The following is an 18,537-nucleotide window of genomic DNA, read 5'->3' as shown; positions in this document are numbered from 1 at the left end:
GCTCACGCAAGCAGAATCGAGACGCGTCGGTTCTGCTTGCCCTTCTTCTCGATCTTGCCGAGGGTCACGGGGCCGATCTCGCCGGTGCGCGCCACATGCGTGCCGCCGCAGGGCTGGAGGTCGACCGGCGTCTCGCCCGCGCCGATCCGCACCAGCCGCACGCGGCCCTGCCCCATCGGCGGCTTCACCGCCATGGTCTTGACCAGCCCCGGATTCGCCTCGAGCTCGGCATCGGAGATCCATTCGGTGCTCACCGGATGATCCTCGGCGATCAGCGCGTTCAGCCGCGCCTCGAGCGCCGCCTTGTCCGCCGGCGCCTCGGGCATGTCGAAATCGAGCCGGCCTTTCTCCGCGCCGATCGAGCCGCCGGTCACCGGCAGCGGGATCACCACCGAGAGGAGATGCAGCGCGGTGTGCACGCGCATGTGGCGGTGGCGGGTCTCCCAGTCGAGCCGCGCGGTCAGCGCCGTGCCCGGCGGCGGCATCGCCGCGCCCTCGGCCGGAACGTGCAGGATCGCGCCGTCCTCGCCCTTGCGCGTGTCCGCCACCGCCATCTCGCCGCCCTCCCAGGCGAGCTGCCCGGTATCGCCCGGCTGGCCGCCGCCGGCCGCGTAGAACACCGTGCGGTCGAGCACCACGCCCTCCGGCCCGCTGGCGGTGACGGTGGCGGTGCAGTCGGCGAGATAGGCGTCGTCGCGAAACAGCGGCTCGGTGGTCATGGATCCTCCTCCGGGGGGGCAAGGGCGGTGAAATAGGCGACCTGGGCGGCGCCGAGCCGGGCGCTCAGCGCGGCGATGCGGGCCGAAATCTCGGCCCAGCGGCGCGGCAGGCCGGGGTCCTGCGGGTCCTGGGTCCAGAGGAAGAAGAGCCCGAGCCGGGCGCGGGAGATCGCGACGCTCTCGTCATAGAGCGCGAACTGCGCGCGCAGCACGGACATGGCGGCATCGGCGCGGGCGGCGGCCTCGGTCTCGCCGACGAGCGGCGCGAAGAGGCGCGCCAGACCGTCGCGATAGGCCGGCATCAGCGCCTCGGCGGCGGCACGGGCGGCGGCGACGCGCAGGCCGAAGCGCTCCTGCGCCTCGCCCAGCGTGATCAGCCGGGCGCGGGCGGTCACCGGGTCGAGCGCCTCGACCAGGCGCCGCTCGGCGCGGGCGACGCGAAAATCCTCCGCCGCGATGCGCAGCGCGAAATGCTCCGGGCTGTCGGTGGGCATCTGCGCCAGCTCGGCGTTGATCACGTGGTAGAAGCGGTCGAACCAGACCTCGGATGTCGCCAGCCAGCTCTCAGCCAGCGACTCGAGCGCCTTGGTATCGGCGCTGCCGGCGGCCTCGGCCTGCACCGCGAGAATGCCCGAGAGCCGGCGCAGATAGGCCGGGTAGTCGGCCAGCAGCCGCAGCGACTGCCCCCGCAGGGGGTAGAGCGGCGGGCGCGGCTTCAGCCCCGGCGCATAGACCCGGAGCCGTGCCTCGAGATCGGCGATGGCAGGCAGCGCGCGCTGCTGCACCGCGCGGGCGTTCATCGCCGCCTCGCCGCCATCGATGCCGGTGGCGAGCACGTCGTCGAACCAGCGCGAGGCCTCGGTGAGGGCGAATTCGAGGGCCACCGCGTCGCGCATCAGCTCCGCCCCGCGGCGCAGATCGCGGGCAACCGCCAGCGGGTTCGGCCCGGCATCCGCCGCCGCGGCGGCCGGCAGCAGCAGCACCAGCGCGACCAGCCCGGCCAGCATCCGGCGGACGAACCCCGCCCGCCGCGCATCCCGCATCGCCGCCGCCGCCTCGCCCATGCCGCCAAGCCCCTCCGCTCAGTGCTCTCCCGGCCCGTCGGCCTCGGCATCGCCGGCGGCCTCGTCGTGCAGCCGTTTCGGCTCGCTCGCCGGCGCCCCCTTCCGCTCGTTCGGGGCGGGCACGATGACCCCGCGCAGCGCCTTGCCGATCTCCTCGACATTCTTGATCGAGATGTCGGCCTGGCGGAAGGGGATGCCGATGCCCTCCTCGGTGAAGCGCCGGGCGATCTCGTAGTTGAGGTCGGACTGCACGTTGAGCAGCCAGTTCACGTCGCGCAGGATGCCGCGGATCTCGAAATCCAGGCTGTCGGAGCCGAAGCCGCGGAACAGCACATAGGGTGCCGGCCGGCGCAGCATCAGCGGATGCGCGCGGGCGATGTCGATCAGGATGCGCTCGACCTTGCGCGGATCGGTGCCATATTCGACGCCCACCTTGCAGATGATCCGCCCGTGCAGGTTGGAATGCGTCCAGTTGATCACGTTCTCCGAGATCAGCTGGGAGTTGGGCACGAAGAGCGAGGCGCGGTCGAAGGTCTCGACCTCGGTGGAGCGCACGTTGATGTTCTTCACATAGCCCATGCCCGAGGGCAGCTCGATCCAGTCCCCCGCCTTGATCGGCCGCTCGATCAGCAGGATCACGCCGGAGACGAAGTTGTTGACGATGTTCTGCAGCCCGAAGCCGATGCCGACCGAGAGCGCACCGGCGACGATGGCGAGGTTGGAGAGGTCCACCCCGGTGGCCGCGATCGCCACCAGCACCGTCACCGCGAAGCCGAGATAGCCGGCCCCCGCCGCGATCGCGTCGGAGCCGCCGGTATCGAGCCCGGTCAGCGGCAGGATCTGCCTGCGCAGGAAGCGCTTGGCCCGGCTGGTGACGATGAAGCCGATCACCACGAAGATGATGAACAGCAGGAAATCCACCGGCGAGATCGTCACGTCGCCGATGGTGAAGCCCTGCAGCACGCGGCGCCAGGCGACCTCGAGATCCGAGGGCGCGACACCCCAGATCAGCGCCAGCACCGGAACCGCGGCACAGGAGAGCAGCAGGCCGAGCAGGATCGGCACGAGCTTCAGCCGCTCCATCGCGCCGCCGTCCTCGCCGGTGACCCGGCCGACCACCGACTGCACCACGTGGAACAGCAGCAGCCCGAGGCAGATCATCGCGCCCGAGAACACCGGCGGATAGAAGGCATAGCGCGAGGCGGCATAGTAGCCAAGACAGGCCAGCACCGGCGCCGCCACCGCGGCGACGCGGGCGAAGATCTTGGCCGCCGAGAGGGCGACACGGTTGGCCTGCCGGGCCGAGTTCGCCGCCTCCGCCGCCTCGTCGTCCTCGGCCGTGGTGGCGGCGGGAGCCTCGTCCGCCTTGTCCGCCTCGGGCTCGGCCCGCGGGCGCCGGAGATAGCGCGCATAGCCCCAGAGCGCGACGCCCCCCCAGATCAGCACCGCGGCGTTGAGCAGCGCCAGCCCCTCCACCGCAAGGCCGAGCTCCTGCGCCTCCGACACCGCCACCCGGTCGATGCCGACCGCCAGCGCCAGCAGGACCAGCCAGCGATGCGCGCCGCGGGCATCGCCGCCGCCGAGCCGCGAGAGCCGGAGCGAAGGCGCCGAGGGGGAATAGAAGGCACCGCCCAGCGCATAGGCGCCGATCACGAAGAGCGCGCCGTTGCCGAGGGCCTGCACCAGGCTCTCGCCGCGCGGCCCGAGCAGCCCGGTGAGGATGATGCCCGCGATCATCATGCCCACGGCCCAGAACGGCAGCAGCAGGCGCACCAGCGTCAGCCCCGCGCCCACCGCGACGCGGTGCGAGAGGTCCAGCTCGGGCGTGACCTTGCCGATCAGGTTGCGCAGCGCGAAGGCGCGCAGCTTGAGCACCACGGCGATGCCGCCGCCCAGCAGCAGCAAGGGCAGCACCAGCCGGGTGATCGTGGCCGCGTCGAGGCTGAGCTCGGAGATCCGCGTGCTGGTCTCGAGCACGATGCTGCTGAGCAGCCGCTCGATGGCCGCGAGCCCGCGCACCGATGTCTTCGGGTCGAGAAGGCTCGGCCCCTTCTCGAGCAGCGCCTCGGCGAAGCGGTCGCGGCGGAGCTGGGTGAGCTGGCCCTCGAGCCCCTTGGCCCGCGCCTCGGCCTGATCGACCCGCTTGGCGAAGGCGTCCAGCGTGCCGATCTCGCCGTCGAGGCGCTTGCGCTCGACGCCGATCTGCGGCGCCTCGGCCGAGGCATCCTCCGGCGCATCGCCGAGTGCCTCGCGCTGGCTGCGCAGCGGCGCCAGCTGGGACTGCAGCCGCTCGCGGGTGGCGGGCACCTGCCCGAGCTGCTGGCCGAGCTGCCCCAGATAGGTGTCGACCTCTTCCGAGCTCGGCGGGTCGAATTCCAGCCGGCGCTCGATGGTGCGCGCCTCGGCGTCCCAGCGGTCGAGCCGGGCACCGAGACTTTCCTCGCCGCCCTGGGCGGCGGCGAGCACGGGGAGAAGCACGGCGAGCGCCGTGAGAAGCCGAAGGATCCACATGGGATCCCTCCTAACTCAGCCCCGCCGCGCGGCCAAGCCGCCTCAGGCCTGCTCGAACACCGTCGGCACCTGGCGCTGGTTTTCCGGCAGCAGCCAGTCCGGCACCGGCAGGTTCTTCTCGCGCAGGAATGCCGGGTTGAAGACCTTGCTCTGGTAGCGCGTGCCATAATCGCAGAGCATGGTCACGATGGTGTGTCCGGGGCCGAGATCGCGGGCCAGCCGAATCGCGCCGGCGACGTTGATGCCGGTCGAGAGGCCCATGCAGAGCCCTTCCTCGCGCAGCAGATCGAAGACCACCGGCAGCCCCTCCTCGTCGGGGATCAGATAGGGGAAATCCACCTCCAGCCCCTCGAGATTGGCGGTGATGCGGCCCTGCCCGATACCCTCGGAGATCGAGCTGCCCTCGGCCTTGAGCGTGCCGTTGGCGTAGTATTCGTAGAGCGCCGCGCCGCGCGGATCGGCGAGCCCGATCTTGATGTCCGGGTTGCGCTCGCGCAGCGCCATGGCACAACCCGCCAGCGTGCCGCCCGAGCCCACCGCCGAGATGAAACCGTCGACCTTGCCGCCGGTCTGCTCCCAGATCTCCGGGCCGGTGGCGTCGATATGCGCCTGGCGGTTGGCCACGTTGTCGAACTGGTTGGCCCAGATCGCGCCGTTCGGATCGTCCCTGGCGATCGCCTCGGCGAGCCGGCCGGAGTATTTCACGTAGTTGTTCGGGTTCTTGTAGGGCACCGCCGGCACCTCGACGAGCTTGGCGCCGCTGAGCCGGAGCGCGTCCTTCTTCTCCTCCGACTGTGTCTCGGGGATCACGATCACGGTGCGGAAGCCCATCGCGGCACCGACCACCGAAAGCCCGATGCCGGTGTTGCCGGCGGTGCCCTCGACGATGGTGCCGCCCGGCTGCAGCGCGCCGCGGGCGACCGCGTCGCGGATGATCCAGAGCGCCGCCCGGTCCTTCACCGACTGGCCGGGGTTCATGAACTCCGCCTTGCCGAGGATCTCGCAGCCGGTCAGCTCGGACGCCTTGCGCAGGCGGATGAGCGGGGTGTTGCCGACCGCGGCCGGAACGTCTTCGTAGATTTTCATGAACCACGATCCTTCGCTGGATAATGTGCTGTTGCACACCTAAGCCGTAGACCACCCGGCCTCAAGGGCCACGCGGCCCCAGGCGCCGCCCGGTTGCAAGGGCCGGCCCGGCTCAGGAACCGGTATCCGCCTCCTGCCCGGCCCAGGCGCGGCGCAGCCCGCCGCGATTGGCGGCGAGCCAGAGCAGCGCCACCAGCGCCGGCCCGGTGTTGACCTCGCCGCGGCCAACCGCCGCCATCGCCACGTCGAAATCCAGCACGAAGGCGCGGATGTCCTCATGCTCGCCGTCGAGCCCGTAGAGCCCGCCGGCATGGGGCAGGTCGGCCTCGCCGACAAAGCCGCGGAGCGCCTCGGCCGAAAGGCCCGGCGTGGTGTAGTAGAGCCCGGTCTCCACCAGGCAGCCGAGCTCGAGCCCGGCCTCCTCGCGCGCCTCGCGCCGGGCGGTGTCCACGGCGTCCTCGTCGGCATCGACGCGCCCGGCGATCACCTCGATGCACCAAGGGCAGCGGTCGCCACGGGCCATCGGCGCCGGGCGGAACTGCTCGATCAGCAAGACCCGGTCGCGCCGCGCGTCATAGGGCAGCACGGTCACCGCATCGCCCCAGAGCACCGCGGTGCGCCCCATCTCCGCAGACCAGCTGCCGTCGAAGCGCTTGTGCCGGAGCCGCATCTCGTCCACCGCGACGAAGCCGCGATAGACCCGGCGGCGCGCCGCCACCTCGACATCCGAGGGGCCGAAGCGGCTGCGGATGCCGCCGGCCATCGGCCCCGGCTCGGAGAGCGCCCGCGCCCGCTGCCGCGCCCGGACCAGGATCGCCGGCCAGTGATCGTCGATCCGCTCCACCGGAACCTCGCCATGCAGCGCCATCAGCTCGCAGGCCGCCTCATGCGCCACCGGCCGGTGCTCGCGCTGCCAGTCCGCGAAGTTCCAGAGCTCCGCAACCGCCGGGCGCTTGCCGGTGGGGCGGAAATGGCGGGCCTCCAGCGTGCCGCCGGCGGTTTCCACCGTGATCGGGGCGAGCGCGTATTCCGCCTCCTCGAAATAGGCGAGGCGCTCGAGATCCGCCGCCGACAACCCGCTCAGCAGCACCCCTTCGGCCACCGCGCCGGCCTCGGGCACCAGCATCGGGTAGTCCTCCCCCCGCGCCCGGCGGGTGGCGAAGCCCGCGGCACGGGCCGGTGCGAGATCCGCCGGCGCCACCGCGCGGCCGAGCACGATCTCGATCAGCTCGCGGTCTCGCAGCGATCCATAGAAGAATATCGGCAGCATCCGGCCCTCCCTGCGAACTGCGCTGCCAGACCGCCGGGCAGCGCCATTCCCTTAAACGTTTCGCGTGCCGCACCAAAAAAATAAAGTGGCCTACAAGGTTCGGGTGATCCGCAAGCGTCCGCCATGCGTAAACTGGCCGAGACACACGAGAAAGGACGACATGACGGAGTTCCCAGTACCCGAACCGCTGTTGCGGCGATATGCGACGGGTTCGGCGTCCCCGGGGCTGGCACTTCTTGTGGGCGCGCAGCTCGACATTGCCGAGGAGGGCCGCGCCGTCGTGGCGGATTTCGAGGCGGCCGGAGGCGCGCTGCTGCGTGCCGCCCCGGCGGCAGAGATGTCGGCCGGTGCGCTCGACCGGGTGCTCTCGGCGCTGGATGCGCCGGTTGCCGCATCGCCGCCGCCACCCGATCCCGGCCCGTTGCCGCAGCGCGTGGCGATCGCGGCGGGCTGCGACTTCGCGTCGATCCCCTGGCGCTTCCGCCTGCCCGGCCTCTCGGTGCACGAGATCCCCGGCTACGGGCCGGAGGAGGTCAGCCTGATGCGCGCCAGGCCCGGTTGCGCCCTGCCCCAGCACACCCATGAGGGCGAGGAGGCGACGCTCGTGATCACCGGCGCCATGGAGGACGGCGGCGCGATCTATCGTCGCGGCGATCTCTCGCTGACCGACGAGCGCCACGACCACCGCCCGCGAATCGTCGGCGACGAGATCTGCTACTGCCTCGTCGTGCTGTCCGGCTCGCTCCGCTTCACCGGCCTTTTCTCGCGCGCGCTCAACTATCTCTGACCGAGCCTTCTGGCGACAGAATACCGGAGCTTGTCATGAACAGACGCCATCTCATCGCGGGCCTCGCGGCCTGCGCCCTGCCGCTCTATCCCTCAGGTCCGGCCCTGGCCGCGGGCAGCGCGAGCCGCAGCTTCCGCATCCTGCGCGACGGCTCGGAGATCGGCAGCCACAGCCTCGCCGCCCGCGCCGGCCCGGACGGCTTCGAGATCGAGATCGAGATCGACATCGTGGTCCGCGTGCTCGGCATCGCGGCCTATCGCTACCGGCTCCGCAACCGCGAGCGCTGGGCCGGCGGCCGGCTCGTCGAGCTCGACGCCGCCACCAATGACGACGGCACCGAGAACTTCGCCCGCATCCGCCGAGAGGCCGATGCGCTGGCGGTGGAGGGCTCGGGCCATACCGGCCGGGTCCCGCTCGATGCCGCCACCACGAGCTATTTCGTGCCGGAGTTCCTCGACCGCCGGATCTGGATCTCGACGCAGAGCGGCACGCCCCTGGCCGTCAAAGTCGCACCCGCCGGGCCGGGCCGCTGGGCGGTTTCGGGCGAGCTCGACACCACGCTCTTCTATGACGGGCGGGGCGAGTGGATGGGTTCGGAGTTCGATGCCGGCGGCGAGACCGCTTCCTACGAGCTGGTGGCGCAGTCGGGCCGCATCGTGCCGCTCTGGCGCGGGTCGTGAGCGCATGAGCGTGTTTTCCAAGGTGATGCGGCCCGCCGACGGCGCCGCCTGGGTGACCGGCGCCTCGGGCGGGATCGGCCGGGCGCTCTGCCTCGCGCTGGCGGCCGAGGGCTGGTGCGTCCATGCCACCGCGCGCAGCGCCGACAGGCTCGAGGCGCTGGCGGCGGAGGCGGAGGGCCCGGGCGAGATCCGCCCCCTGCCCGGCGACGTCACCGATGCCGCGGCGATGACCCGGGCGGTGGAGAGCATCGCCGCCGAGCGCCCCCTCGCGCTCGCGGTGCTCAATGCCGGGGTCTACCACCCGATGCGGGCGCAGACCTTCTCCGCCGCCAGGGCGCGCCAGACCTTCGACGTCAATCTCGCCGGGGTCGCCAACGGGCTCGAGCCGCTGCTCGCCCACATGAGCGCCCGCGGCACCGGGCATATCGCGCTCACCGCATCGGTCGCGGGCTATCGCGGGCTGCCCGATGCGGCGGCCTATTCCGCCACCAAGGCCGGGCTGATCGCCATGGCCGAGGCGCTGGCGATGGACCTCGTGGATCTCGGCGTGCGGATCTCGGTGATCAATCCGGGCTTCGTCGAGACCGAGGCGACCAGCGTCAACGCGTTCGAGATGCCGATGCTGATGCAGCCCGAGGCGGCAGCGACGAAGATCGTCGCCGGGCTGCAGCGGCCGGGCTTCGAGATCCGCTTCCCCTGGCAGTTCGCGGCGATGCTGCGGCTGATCGGGCTGCTGCCGAACCGCTGGTACATCTGGGCGGTGCGCAAGGCGCTCGGCTGGGAGGGCGTCGAGGTCCGCGGCGGCTAGTCGATGCAGGCGAGATCGCCGGGCAGGCAGATCGTCAGCCCGACGCCGCTGCGCGCATCGGCCCAGGGCAGCTCGGGCGTCGCCGCCATGATCTGGTCGGCGCATTCGTAGAGATCGTCCCAGCCGCAGTCGATGTTGTCGATCGGTGGCACCGCGGGCGCATAGCGGATCTCGTCATGGGCGGTCAGCGTCAGCATCCGCGGCACGTCGCGCTCGGCGGTGAAGGCGTTGACGAAGGAGAGCAGCCGCAGGTCCAGCGCCACCTCGGCGCGCAGCCGGACCCGGTAGAACGGCCGCGACAGCATCCCCTGCGAGAGATCGCCGGAGATCGACACCGCGAAGCTCGCGAGCGTCGCGTCCGGCCCGAGATTGGCGCGCACCATATCGCGCGCCTTGTCGACGAAATGGCTGTAGGGCAGCGGCGCGTCCTCGGCTGTCAGCCCCGGCATCGCGGGGGCCTGGCTCAGCATCTGCGCGGCATCGGCAAGGCTCATGTCGAGCCGCTCGCGCTGCGCCAGCGCCTGGCCGTATTCCGCGGTGATGACGAGCGGGCCGAGCAGCAGCGGCAGCGTCACGACGAATTCCAGCGAGGCCGCCCCCTCCTCCGCCGCGAGGAAGCTGCCCAGTCCGTCCCGCACTCGCCTCCAGAAGCTCATCCGCGTCACCCGATCCCGGCCGGACGGTGCGGAACCCGGCCAGGGAACCGCGAATCCGTACCGCACCTGACGTAACCTGGCCCGCCGCCCCTCAAGACGCGGTTCACCGGCATGGTTGACGAAAGCCTGACGCCGGCGCTGGACACCCGCCCCCCCGCGCGCAATTCTGACGTTGCGTAAACAAAGTGGGGAATCGCTACATGAAACGGACTGTCCCGGCTGCCATTGCCGCCGCCTGCCTCGCCACGGGCGCCGCGGCGCAGGATCTCGAATTCGCCCGCCTCAGCAACGCCATGTTCGGCACCGACGTGGTGATCGACGTGGTCAATGGCGGCGAGTTCGGCGGCATGCTGACGCTTGCCCAGCGCGGCAACTACAGCGGCCAGTTCTGGCTGATGCGCGATATCGGCGTGCCCGGCTATTTCGCGCTGAGCTCGGAGTTCACCGGGCCCGACCAGTGCCTCGATCTCTGGCTGCATGGCGAGCTCAACAACATGCCGGCGATGAACCCCTGCACCGGCGATGCGAGCCAGCAATGGACGGTGCTCGAGAAGGGCGACGGCTTTGCCTGGGTGCACAACCGCCATCGCGGCGGCACCATGTGCCTCAGCTTCTCCGAGGGCGGCCGTTTCGACGGGCTGCTGATCCTCGAGCCCTGCGACGACGACGCGCCGGAGCAGTTCTGGCTGGCCGAGCCGACCGGGCGCTACGCCGAGTAGTCCCCGCGCCGACCGGGCGCCCCGCGGGCGCCCGGCCCCCTCAGCGGCTGAGGCCGGCGTGCAGGGTCGGGATGTCGAGCGCGGCGAAGCCGTAATGGCGCAGCCAGCGCAGATCCGAGTCGAAGAAGGCGCGCAGGTCCGGGATGCCGTATTTCAGCATCGCCAGCCGGTCGATCCCGATGCCGAAGGCGAAGCCCTGATAGACCTCCGGGTCGATGTTGCAGTTGGCCAGCACCTGCGGGTGGATCATGCCGCTGCCGAGGATCTCCATCCAGTCGTCGCCCTCGCCGAGCTTCAGCGCGCCGCCCTCCCAGGAGCAGCGGATATCGACCTCGGCGCTCGGCTCGGTGAAGGGGAAATGGCTGGCGCGGAAGCGCAGCTCCACCCCCTCGACCTCGAAGAAGGCGCGGCAGAACTCCTCGAGCACCCATTTCAGGTTGGCCATCGAGATGTCGGTGTCGATCGCCAGCCCCTCGACCTGGTGGAACATCGGGGTGTGGGTCTGGTCATAGTCGGCGCGGTAGACGCGGCCCGGGCAGATGAAGCGGCAGGGCGCGCCGCGCGCCGTCATGCCGCGGATCTGCACCGGCGAGGTATGGGTGCGCAGCACATGCGGCGGGCGTTCGTCGCCCTCCGCGCGGTGCATGTAGAAGGTGTCCATCTCGGTGCGCGCCGGGTGCTCCTCGCGGATGTTCAGCGCGTCGAAATTGTACCAGTCGGTCTCGATCTGCGGGCCTTCCTCCACGGCGAAGCCCATGTCGGCGAAGATCGCGGTGACCTCCTCCATCACCTGGCTCACCGGGTGGATGCTGCCCTCGGCGCGCGGCCGCGCCGGCAGGGTGATGTCCTGCCACTCGGTGGCCAGCCGCGCCTCCAGCGCCGCCTCGGCCAGCGCCGCCTTGCGCGCCGCGATGGCGGCGTTGATCTCGTCCTTCAGCGCGTTGAGCGCGGGGCCCGCGGCCTGGCGCTCCTCCGGCGTCATCTTGCCGAGACCGCGCATCATCAGCGCCACCTCGCCCTTCTTGCCGAGCGCGGCGATGCGCACCGCCTCGATCGCCGGCTCGTCGGCCGCCTCGGCCACCTGAGCGAGATATTTCGCCCGGACGGGCTCGAGATCCTGCAGATCCTGCATCGGTGCCTCCCGGAGATCGCTACCGCGCCGGGTGGTACCACGCGGCCGCCGAAATGCAAGATCGGCGCCCGCCGCGCGGTTTCGGGATGATGGCGGTTCCGCCGGTTCTGGCGTATGATGTCAGGCAGATGACAATGGCGCGCGACCGCGGCCATCGCGGCCCGCCGGCCCCGCGCCAGGGGAGGACCGCGATGAAGGTCGAAGAGATCCTGAAAGCCAAGGGCCAGGAGGTGGTCACCGTCCGGCCCTCCGAGTCGATCGCCACCTTCGCGCACCGGCTGCGCATGGCGGGAATCGGTGCGATGATCGTCAGCGAGGACGGTGCGCGCATGGACGGTATCATCTCCGAGCGCGACGTGGTGCGCGGGCTCGCCGAATACGGCGCCAACTGCCTGACCATGGCCGTGTCGAACCTGATGACCAGCCGCGTCGTCACCTGCGGACCGGCGGACAGCATCGCCCAGATCGCCCGGCTGATGACGCAGAACCGCATCCGCCACCTGCCAGTGGTCGACGGGCGGCGGCTGGTCGGGCTGGTGAGCATCGGCGACGTGGTGAAGCACCGCTTCGAGGAGATGGAGCTGGAAGCCCACGTGCTGCGCGACATCGCCACCGCCTCCCGCTGAGGCCTGGGCGGCAGCGGCTCAGGGCAGCAGCGGCGCGAGGCTGTCCCAGATGACGCGGGCTGCGAGATCCGCGCCCGCGGGGCTCGCGTGATAGCCGTCGGCGGCATGGACCCGGCGGCCGGCGGCGCTTGCGGTATCGAAGGCGGCGGCCATCTGCGCGAGGCGGGCGCCGGTCTCGGCCGCCAGCCTGCGGTAATGCGCGGTGTTGGCGGCGGTCATCGCGGCGGGGCCGTCCACGTCATAGTCCGGATCGGCGTAGAGCCCGTGGCCCGCCGCGCGCGACCAGGGTACCGCGAGCACCAGCGCCGCCTTGCCGGTGCGGTCGGCGATGGCATGGACCGCGGCGGTGGAGGCGCGCCGCCCGGCCTCCGTCAGCCCTTCGAGGCTGTGGCCCTGCAGCACCACCGCCTCCCAGCCCCAGGCGAGCACCTCCGCGAAGGTCTTCTGCCGCAGATGGCCGGCGAGCGTCGCGCCCGGACGCGCCACCAGGAAGGTGTCGATCGGCCGGCCCGCGGCCTCGGCCAGCGCCGCGACGCGCCCCGGCATCCCGTGTTCGAGCAGGAAGGAATTGCCGACGAACAGCACCCGGCGGATCGGCTGCCCGGCCGCCGCAGGCAGCGCCGGAGCAACCGCCGGCAGCGCCAGCGCGGCCGCGCCGGAGAGGAAACGCCGCCGGGTCGGCGCGCTCACGGGGTGCCCTCCCAGGGGCTGCGGCGCGGCAGCCAGCGCGGCACGTTTGCCATGTAGCGCGCATAGGCGCCGCCGAACCGGGCCACGAGATCCGGCTCCTCCTTCAGCGGCAGGTAGACCGCATTGGCCGCGAGGAAGGCCCCCGCCCAGGCGGCGAGCGGCCAGGCGCCGAACAGGCACGCCTCGCCGGCCAGGACGCAGATCACGCCGGTGATCATCGGATGGCGGCTGTGCCGGTATGGCCCGGCGAGCACGAGATGCCGCGGCGGCGCCCAGGGCGCGAGCGTGCCCCGGCCGATCCGCCAGAAGGCCGTCACGGTCCAGAGAAAGAGCCCGAGCCCCAGCGCCGCCAGCAGGGCGCCCGCCGCCAGCAGCCAGGGCGCCCCCGCGAGGGCGAAGGCCGCGCCCGCCGGCCGGGCGGCCAGCAGGATCAGCACCGGCACCGTGATCGCGACATTGACCGGCAGCGCGAGCACCGCCAGCAGCGCCTGTGCGAAACGCGGCGCCGGGCCCGCCATCTCAGCCCATCGCCTCGAGCTCGTCGATCATGCGCTCGATCAGCCCCAGGCCCTTCTGCCAGAAGGCCGGGTCGGAGGCGTCGAGCCCGAAGGGCGCGAGCAGTTCCTTGTGGTGCAGCGTGCCGCCGGCGGCCAGCATGTCGAAATACTTCTGCTCGAAGCCCTCCAGCCCCTCCTCGTAGACCGCATAGAGCGCGTTCACCAGCCCGTCGCCGAAGGCATAGGCATAGACATAGAACGGCGCGTGGATGAAATGCGGGATATAGGCCCAGAAGGTCTCGTAGCCCTCGCGCGGGTTCAGCGCCGGGCCAAGGCTGCGGGTCTGGATGTCGAGCCAGATCTCGCCGAGCCGCTCGGAGGTCAGCTCGCCGCCGCGGCGCTCGGCATGGACCTGCCGCTCGAACTCGTAGAAGGCGATCTGGCGGACCACGGTGTTGATCATGTCCTCGACCTTGCCGGCCAGCAGCGCCTTGCGCCGGGAGGGGTCGGTCTCGGCATCGAGCACCCGGCGGAAGGTCAGCATCTCGCCGAACACGCTGGCGGTCTCGGCCAGGGTCAGCGGGGTCTGGCTCAGCAGCTCGCCCTGCTTCGCCGCGAGCCGCTGGTGCACGCCGTGGCCGAGCTCGTGCGCCAGCGTCATCACGTCCCGGGTCTTGCCGAGGAAGTTCAGCAGCACGAAGGGGTGGACATCCGTCGCCGCCGGATGCGCGAAGGCCCCGGGCGCCTTGCCGGGCTTCACCGCGGCGTCGATCCAGCCGCGCTCGAAGAAGGGCTGGGCCAGCTCCGCCATCTTCGGGCTGAAGGCGCCATAGGCCCCGAGCACGGTGTCGCGGGCCTCCTCCCAGCCGATGCGGCGGTCGTCCGACTCCGGCAGCGGCGCGTTGCGGTCCCAGTATTCGAGCCTGTCGAGCCCGAGCCATTTTGCCTTCATCGCGTAGTAGCGATGCGAGAGCCGGGGGCAGGCCTCCCAGACCGCCTCGCGCAGCGCGTCCACCACCTCGGGCTCGACCTGGTTGGCGAGGTGACGCGAATGGTCCGGCGCCGGCAGCTTGCGCCAGCGGTCCTCGACCTCCTTCTCCTTGGCCAGCACGTTGGTGACGAGGGTGAAGAGGCGGAGGTTCTCGCCGAGCGTCCGGGCCAGCGCCTCGCCGCCGGCCTGGCGGCGGGCACGGTCGTGGTCCGAGAGCAGGTTCAGCGTCGCCTCGAGGCCGAGCGGGGCATCCTCGCCCTCAACCTCGAACTCGAGCGAGGCCATGGTCTCGTCGAACAGCCGGTGCCAGGCGCTGGCGCCGACCACCGACTGGTCGTGCAGGAACTTCTCCAGCTCGTCCGAAAGCTGGAAGGGCCGCAGCGCGCGGATCCGGTCGAGCCAGGGCCGGTAGCGGGCGAGCGCCGGGCTCTCGGCCAGCTTCGCCGCCAGCGCCGCCTCGTCGATGCGGTTGAGCTCGAGCGTGAAGAACACCAGCGGCTGGGTGATCTCGGTGACCCTGACCTGACAGTCGCCGACGAACTTGGCGCGCGCCGGGTCGGCGGTGTTCTGGCTGTAGAGCAGCCCGGCAAAGGTCATGATCCGGGTCAGCTTGTTCTCGATCGCCTCATAGGCGGCAATGGCGCCGGCCAGCCCCTCGCCGGAGAGATCTGCCAGCCTGCCCTCGTAATCCGCGGCGAAGGCGCTGCTGCGGGCGGCGGACCAGTCCATGTCGGCGGCGAGCTCGGGCGCCTCCATCGAGGTGTAGAGGTCGCTGAGGTCCCATTCCGGCAGGGGCCCGAGTTCCGACGCCGGCCCGCCCCCTTCCTGCACGGTGTCGCGGAGCGGGCGAAGGGCGAAGGGGGGGCGGTGGAACATGGAGGCTCTCCTCGGCTCTGTCTGGGGCACGGATCGGGTGTCGAGACAGAGAGATAATCAGCCGGCGCCGATGCACAACGCGGCATCGGGCGCGGGCGGCGCGCCGACGGCTCCGCGGCGAGGAGCCGGTGCGTTCAAAAGGCGAGCGCCCCGTGCCGGGGGCACGGGGCGCTCTCGTTCCGGTCGGGCCGTGCCGCTTACTGCGACAGGCTGATCTCGGCGCGGCGGTTCAGCTGCTCGCGGACACCGTCGCCGGTGACGCGGGCCGGCTCGAGCTCCGAGCGGCCGGCGGTCGCGATCTGGCTGCCGGGCACGCCGAGGTCGACCAGCGCCTGGGCGACGCGGTTCGCGCGGCGCTCGGACAGACCCTGGTTGTACTGCACGCTGCCGACGGTGTCGGTGTGGCCGACGATCGACACGGCGCTTGCGCCCATCGAGCCGTAGGCCGCCACGACCTCGTCGATCACCGCGCGGGCGTTATCGGTCAGGTTGGACTTGTTGAAGCCGAAGTAGACCACGTAGTCGGCCGGGCCGAGCGCCGGATCACAGGCGGCGACCGCCTCGTCCAGCATCGCACGGGCATCGGCAGAGGTCAGCGGGCACTTGGCGCCGGCGGCCTCGGCACGCAGCACGGTCAGGTACTGGTCCCACATCGCCTGCGCGCGGGCGCACTCGACGGGCCGCTCGGCCTTGTTCTCGGCGATCGAGGCCACGACCTCCTGATAGAGCGCCGACGCATCGCCGTTGACACCCAGCTGGTCCGGGGTCCAGGGCTGCGGCTCGCCGCCCGCCTCGGCCTGCTCGGCCTTGGTGATGAAGGCGGTGGCGTTCATCCAGCGCACCATCTTCGCTTGGTTACGGCCCAGCTCGGTATATTCGGACGCCAGAGCGCCGGTGAAGCCCGGACCGCCGTGATCGGCCGCCAGGTAGGGCTCCGCATAGAAGGTCTTGCCCAGATTCGCGCCCGGGAGCTGCGAGCAGCCCGCGACGGCGAGCGCCGAGAATCCCAGCACCAGACGAATAGCAGTCTTCATCCCTCTCTCCGTTCCGTATCGGGCCCCCCAACTCGCGGACCCGGATCTAGTGTTTTTTCCGGCCCCTGCACCGGCACGCCCTCACCCCATGGCACGAACAGGCGTGATTCACAATGCGCAGTCTCGGGAAAACCCGGAGGCCCAACGACTTTAGCCGCGCAGTCGCGTTTTCACAACAGTCGCACCGCGACTAGCGCCACAGGCTGACTCCTAGGTGGACTTGACGGTTTATCAATACCCGCATGCTTGGCTTCGCCCATTCGAGTTCGATCAACCTGCGAGTGTGGTATGAAACCTGCAATCCTCGTCGCCGACGACGATGCGACCCAGCGCCGTTTCGTCACCGCCAGCCTGACCGCCTCGGGTCATGCGGTGATCGAGGCGCCGGGCGGGCAGGCCGCGCTCGACCGGCTGCTGGCACCGGGCGGCCCGGTGCCGGACCTGCTGTTGCTCGATCTCAACATGCCGGATCTCGACGGCATCACCGTGCTCAGGCGCCTGCGCGCCGCCGGGCACGGCCTGCCGGTGCTGGTGCTCACCTCCGACGGCTCGGTGAACCGCGCGGTGGCGGCGATGCAGGCCGGCGCCACCGATTTCCTGGTGAAACCGATCGGGCCGGAGCGGCTCTCGGTATCGATTCGGAATGCACTCGCCCTCTCGACGCTGAGCACCGAGGTCCGCCGCCTCGCCAGGAGCGAGACCAACGAGCTCTCCTTCGACGAGCTGATCGCCCAGGCCCCGGCCACCCGCAGCGCCATCGCGCTGGCCCGCCGCGCCGCGCGCTCCGACATCCCGGTGCTGATCCTCGGCGAATCCGGCACCGGCAAGGAGGTCTTCGCCCGCGCGATCCATGGCTCCTCGGAGCGCTCCGGCGGGCCCTTCGTGGCGGTCAACTGCGGCGCATTGCCGGCGCAGCTCGTCGAATCGATCCTGTTCGGCCACGAGAAGGGCGCCTTCACCGGCGCCGTCACCCGCCGCCCCGGCAAGTTCCAGGAGGCCTCGGGCGGCACCCTCTTCCTCGACGAGGTCGGCGAGCTGCCGGCGGAGGCGCAGGTCAAGCTGCTGCGCGCGATCCAGACCGGCGAGGTCGACCCGGTCGGCGCCTCGGAGGCGGTGCGGGTCGATATCCGCCTGGTCTCGGCCACCAACCGCGACCTCTCGGCGATGATCGGCGAGGGCGCCTTCCGCGAGGACCTGTTCTACCGGATCGGGGTGTTCCCGCTCACCCTGCCGCCCCTGCGCGAGCGGCGCGAGGATCTCACCGCACTGGCCCGGATGTTCCTCGCGCGCTTCGCCGCGGCCGAGGAGATCCCGCTCGAGGGCTTCTCCCAGGCCGCCATCGAGGCGATCCGCGATGCGCCCTGGCCGGGCAATGTCCGCCAGCTCGAGAACATCGTGCACCGCGCCGTGGTGCTGACCGAGGGGCCGCGGATCCAGCCGGAGGACCTGCGCGGCATCGCCGCCGGGGCGCCGACGGCACGCGCCGCGGCGCCGGCACCGGAGCCGCGGCCGGATGCGCCGCCGGCCGCCACGCCCGCGCCCGAGCCGGCTACGGCCGATCCCGCCGCCGCCTTCTTCGGGCCGGACGGGCATGTCCGCCGGCTGCACGAGATCGAGAGCGAGGCGATCCGCCGGGCCCTGTCGCGCTACCGCGGACGAATGTCGGAGACCGCGCGGCGCCTCGGCATCGGGCGCTCCACGCTGTATCGCAAGATCGACGAGATGGGCCTCGCCGCCGAGGACGCGGAGGCCCGCGGCCCGGCCCGCTGCGGCGAGCGCTGAGCCCCGCCGGCGGCCCTCAGGCGCCGCGCGCCATGCCGAGCGCCGAGAGATAGGTATCGAGCATGATCTCCTCCTCCTCGCGGTCCTCGGGGTCCTTCTTGCGCAGCGAGACCACCTTGCGCAGGATCTTGGTGTCGAAGCCATGCGCCTTGGCCTCGGCATAGACCTCCTTGATCTGGTCGGCGATCTCGGCCTTCTCCTCCTCCAACCGCTCGATGCGCTCGATGATCGCGCGGAGCTGGCCGACGGAGAAGTTCGCCGTGCCGGATGCGGAGATCTCTTCGCTGCGCTCGTCCATGCCGTGTCTCCTCCTGCCGGGAGAGGCGGTCCTAGCGCGCCTTGCCCCCGGGCTGCAACGGTGAATCGCGGGGCGGCCGCAGCCCGTCCCGCAGCCTCGCGCCGCCCCTCGCGCCGTCCGGGGTTCCCGCGCGAAGGGCGAGCCGCCCGCCGCGCCGTCCTTCGCCCCCGCAGATGTGGCGCGCCATCCGGGCAGCGGCTGCAGGAGGCGCCGACCCCGGGCGAATCGCCCGAAGCCTCCGCCGCCACCCGATGCCGTTGCAGACGACCGGCCCCGAAGCAGCGGCCCCTGGCCACGGCAGGGCCGCCGGT

18 protein-coding genes are annotated in these 18,537 nt (G+C 71.4%); 6 read left to right on the top strand and 12 right to left on the bottom strand.

Features of this window, described 5'->3' with window-relative positions:
- Positions 1–2 precede the first annotated feature (2 nt).
- The 5 genes from QSJ97_RS14815 to QSJ97_RS14795 all read right to left on the bottom strand — a co-directional run bounded on the left by QSJ97_RS14815 (position 3) and on the right by QSJ97_RS14795 (position 6,650).
- A complete protein-coding gene (locus QSJ97_RS14815) occupies positions 3–719 on the bottom strand; it encodes an alanyl-tRNA editing protein (protein WP_285672571.1) in 717 nt (238 codons plus the stop codon).
- The gene (locus tag QSJ97_RS14810) at positions 716–1,783 is read right to left on the bottom strand and encodes a hypothetical protein (protein ID WP_285672570.1); all 1,068 of its coding nucleotides are present in this window, start codon (positions 1,781–1,783) and stop codon (positions 716–718) included. Before QSJ97_RS14810 ends, QSJ97_RS14815 begins: the two co-directional genes overlap by 4 nt.
- 18 nt (positions 1,784–1,801) lie before the next feature.
- Positions 1,802–4,294: a DUF3772 domain-containing protein gene (locus QSJ97_RS14805; RefSeq protein ID WP_285672569.1), complete on the bottom strand. Its 2,493-nt coding sequence runs from the start codon at positions 4,292–4,294 to the stop codon at positions 1,802–1,804.
- Positions 4,295–4,336: 42 nt separating this feature from the next.
- Positions 4,337–5,380: a cysteine synthase A gene (locus QSJ97_RS14800; RefSeq protein ID WP_285672568.1), complete on the bottom strand. Its 1,044-nt coding sequence runs from the start codon at positions 5,378–5,380 to the stop codon at positions 4,337–4,339.
- A 112-nt stretch (positions 5,381–5,492) separates the two neighbouring features.
- Positions 5,493–6,650, bottom strand: a complete 1,158-nt coding sequence (locus tag QSJ97_RS14795) for a gamma-glutamylcyclotransferase (RefSeq protein ID WP_285672567.1) — start codon at positions 6,648–6,650, stop codon at positions 5,493–5,495.
- A 160-nt stretch (positions 6,651–6,810) separates the two neighbouring features.
- On the opposite strand from QSJ97_RS14795, the gene QSJ97_RS14790 reads away from it, so the two are divergent.
- Genes QSJ97_RS14790 through QSJ97_RS14780 form a run of 3 tightly spaced genes read left to right on the top strand, consistent with a single transcriptional unit; the run spans position 6,811 to position 8,925 of the window.
- Complete coding sequence (locus QSJ97_RS14790; RefSeq protein ID WP_285672566.1) at positions 6,811–7,437, top strand: cupin domain-containing protein; 627 nt, start codon at positions 6,811–6,813, stop codon at positions 7,435–7,437.
- 35 nt (positions 7,438–7,472) lie between these two features.
- On the top strand, positions 7,473–8,117 hold the full coding sequence (locus QSJ97_RS14785) for a DUF6134 family protein (RefSeq protein ID WP_285672565.1): 645 nt from the start codon (positions 7,473–7,475) through the stop codon (positions 8,115–8,117).
- A 4-nt stretch (positions 8,118–8,121) separates the two neighbouring features.
- Positions 8,122–8,925, top strand: a complete 804-nt coding sequence (locus QSJ97_RS14780; RefSeq protein WP_285672562.1) for an SDR family NAD(P)-dependent oxidoreductase — start codon at positions 8,122–8,124, stop codon at positions 8,923–8,925.
- Here QSJ97_RS14780 and QSJ97_RS14775 read toward each other — a convergent pair.
- A complete protein-coding gene (locus QSJ97_RS14775; protein ID WP_285672561.1) occupies positions 8,922–9,563 on the bottom strand; it encodes a TadE/TadG family type IV pilus assembly protein in 642 nt (213 codons plus the stop codon). The two genes, QSJ97_RS14780 and QSJ97_RS14775, sit on opposite strands and share 4 nt — an antisense overlap.
- 218 nt (positions 9,564–9,781) lie before the next feature.
- Here QSJ97_RS14775 and QSJ97_RS14770 point away from each other — a divergent pair, with 218 nt between their 5' ends.
- A complete protein-coding gene (locus tag QSJ97_RS14770) occupies positions 9,782–10,300 on the top strand; it encodes an RICIN domain-containing protein (protein WP_285672560.1) in 519 nt (172 codons plus the stop codon).
- A gap of 40 nt (positions 10,301–10,340) precedes the next feature.
- On the opposite strand, the gene pheS is transcribed toward QSJ97_RS14770, so the two are convergent.
- Positions 10,341–11,432 (bottom strand): phenylalanine--tRNA ligase subunit alpha, encoded by a 1,092-nt coding sequence (gene pheS / locus QSJ97_RS14765; RefSeq protein ID WP_285672559.1) that lies wholly within the window; start codon positions 11,430–11,432, stop codon positions 10,341–10,343.
- 191 nt (positions 11,433–11,623) lie between these two features.
- Here pheS and QSJ97_RS14760 point away from each other — a divergent pair, with 191 nt between their 5' ends.
- Positions 11,624–12,058, top strand: a complete 435-nt coding sequence (locus QSJ97_RS14760) for a CBS domain-containing protein (RefSeq protein WP_285672558.1) — start codon at positions 11,624–11,626, stop codon at positions 12,056–12,058.
- Between the two features lie 18 nt (positions 12,059–12,076).
- Here the strand turns inward: QSJ97_RS14760 and QSJ97_RS14755 are convergent, their stop codons facing one another.
- The 4 genes from QSJ97_RS14755 to QSJ97_RS14740 form a co-directional block, all read right to left on the bottom strand.
- Positions 12,077–12,748, bottom strand: coding sequence for an SGNH/GDSL hydrolase family protein (locus tag QSJ97_RS14755; RefSeq protein WP_285672557.1), 672 nt, complete (start codon positions 12,746–12,748; stop codon positions 12,077–12,079).
- Positions 12,745–13,266 (bottom strand): methyltransferase family protein, encoded by a 522-nt coding sequence (locus tag QSJ97_RS14750; protein ID WP_285672556.1) that lies wholly within the window; start codon positions 13,264–13,266, stop codon positions 12,745–12,747. The genes QSJ97_RS14755 and QSJ97_RS14750 overlap by 4 nt, the downstream gene beginning before the upstream one ends.
- A gap of 1 nt (position 13,267) precedes the next feature.
- On the bottom strand, positions 13,268–15,112 hold the full coding sequence (locus QSJ97_RS14745) for a M3 family oligoendopeptidase (RefSeq protein WP_285672555.1): 1,845 nt from the start codon (positions 15,110–15,112) through the stop codon (positions 13,268–13,270).
- 197 nt (positions 15,113–15,309) lie between these two features.
- Complete coding sequence (locus tag QSJ97_RS14740; protein WP_285672554.1) at positions 15,310–16,146, bottom strand: OmpA family protein; 837 nt, start codon at positions 16,144–16,146, stop codon at positions 15,310–15,312.
- A gap of 288 nt (positions 16,147–16,434) precedes the next feature.
- On the opposite strand from QSJ97_RS14740, the gene QSJ97_RS14735 reads away from it, so the two are divergent.
- A complete protein-coding gene (locus QSJ97_RS14735) occupies positions 16,435–17,928 on the top strand; it encodes a sigma-54-dependent transcriptional regulator (RefSeq protein WP_285672553.1) in 1,494 nt (497 codons plus the stop codon).
- A 16-nt stretch (positions 17,929–17,944) separates the two neighbouring features.
- On the opposite strand, the gene QSJ97_RS14730 is transcribed toward QSJ97_RS14735, so the two are convergent.
- Positions 17,945–18,226 carry a DUF2312 domain-containing protein gene (locus QSJ97_RS14730; protein WP_285672552.1) on the bottom strand — a complete coding sequence of 94 codons (282 nt, stop codon included), beginning with the start codon at positions 18,224–18,226 and terminating at the stop codon, positions 17,945–17,947.
- Positions 18,227–18,537 lie beyond the last annotated feature (311 nt).

The sequence above is a fragment of the Paralimibaculum aggregatum genome, assembly GCF_030270585.1.
In the GTDB taxonomy this organism is placed as follows: Bacteria; Pseudomonadota; Alphaproteobacteria; order Rhodobacterales; family Rhodobacteraceae; genus Thermohalobaculum; species Thermohalobaculum aggregatum.
Note: the sequence above shows the minus strand (reverse complement) of the source record. Positions and strands in the feature narration are given on the sequence as shown.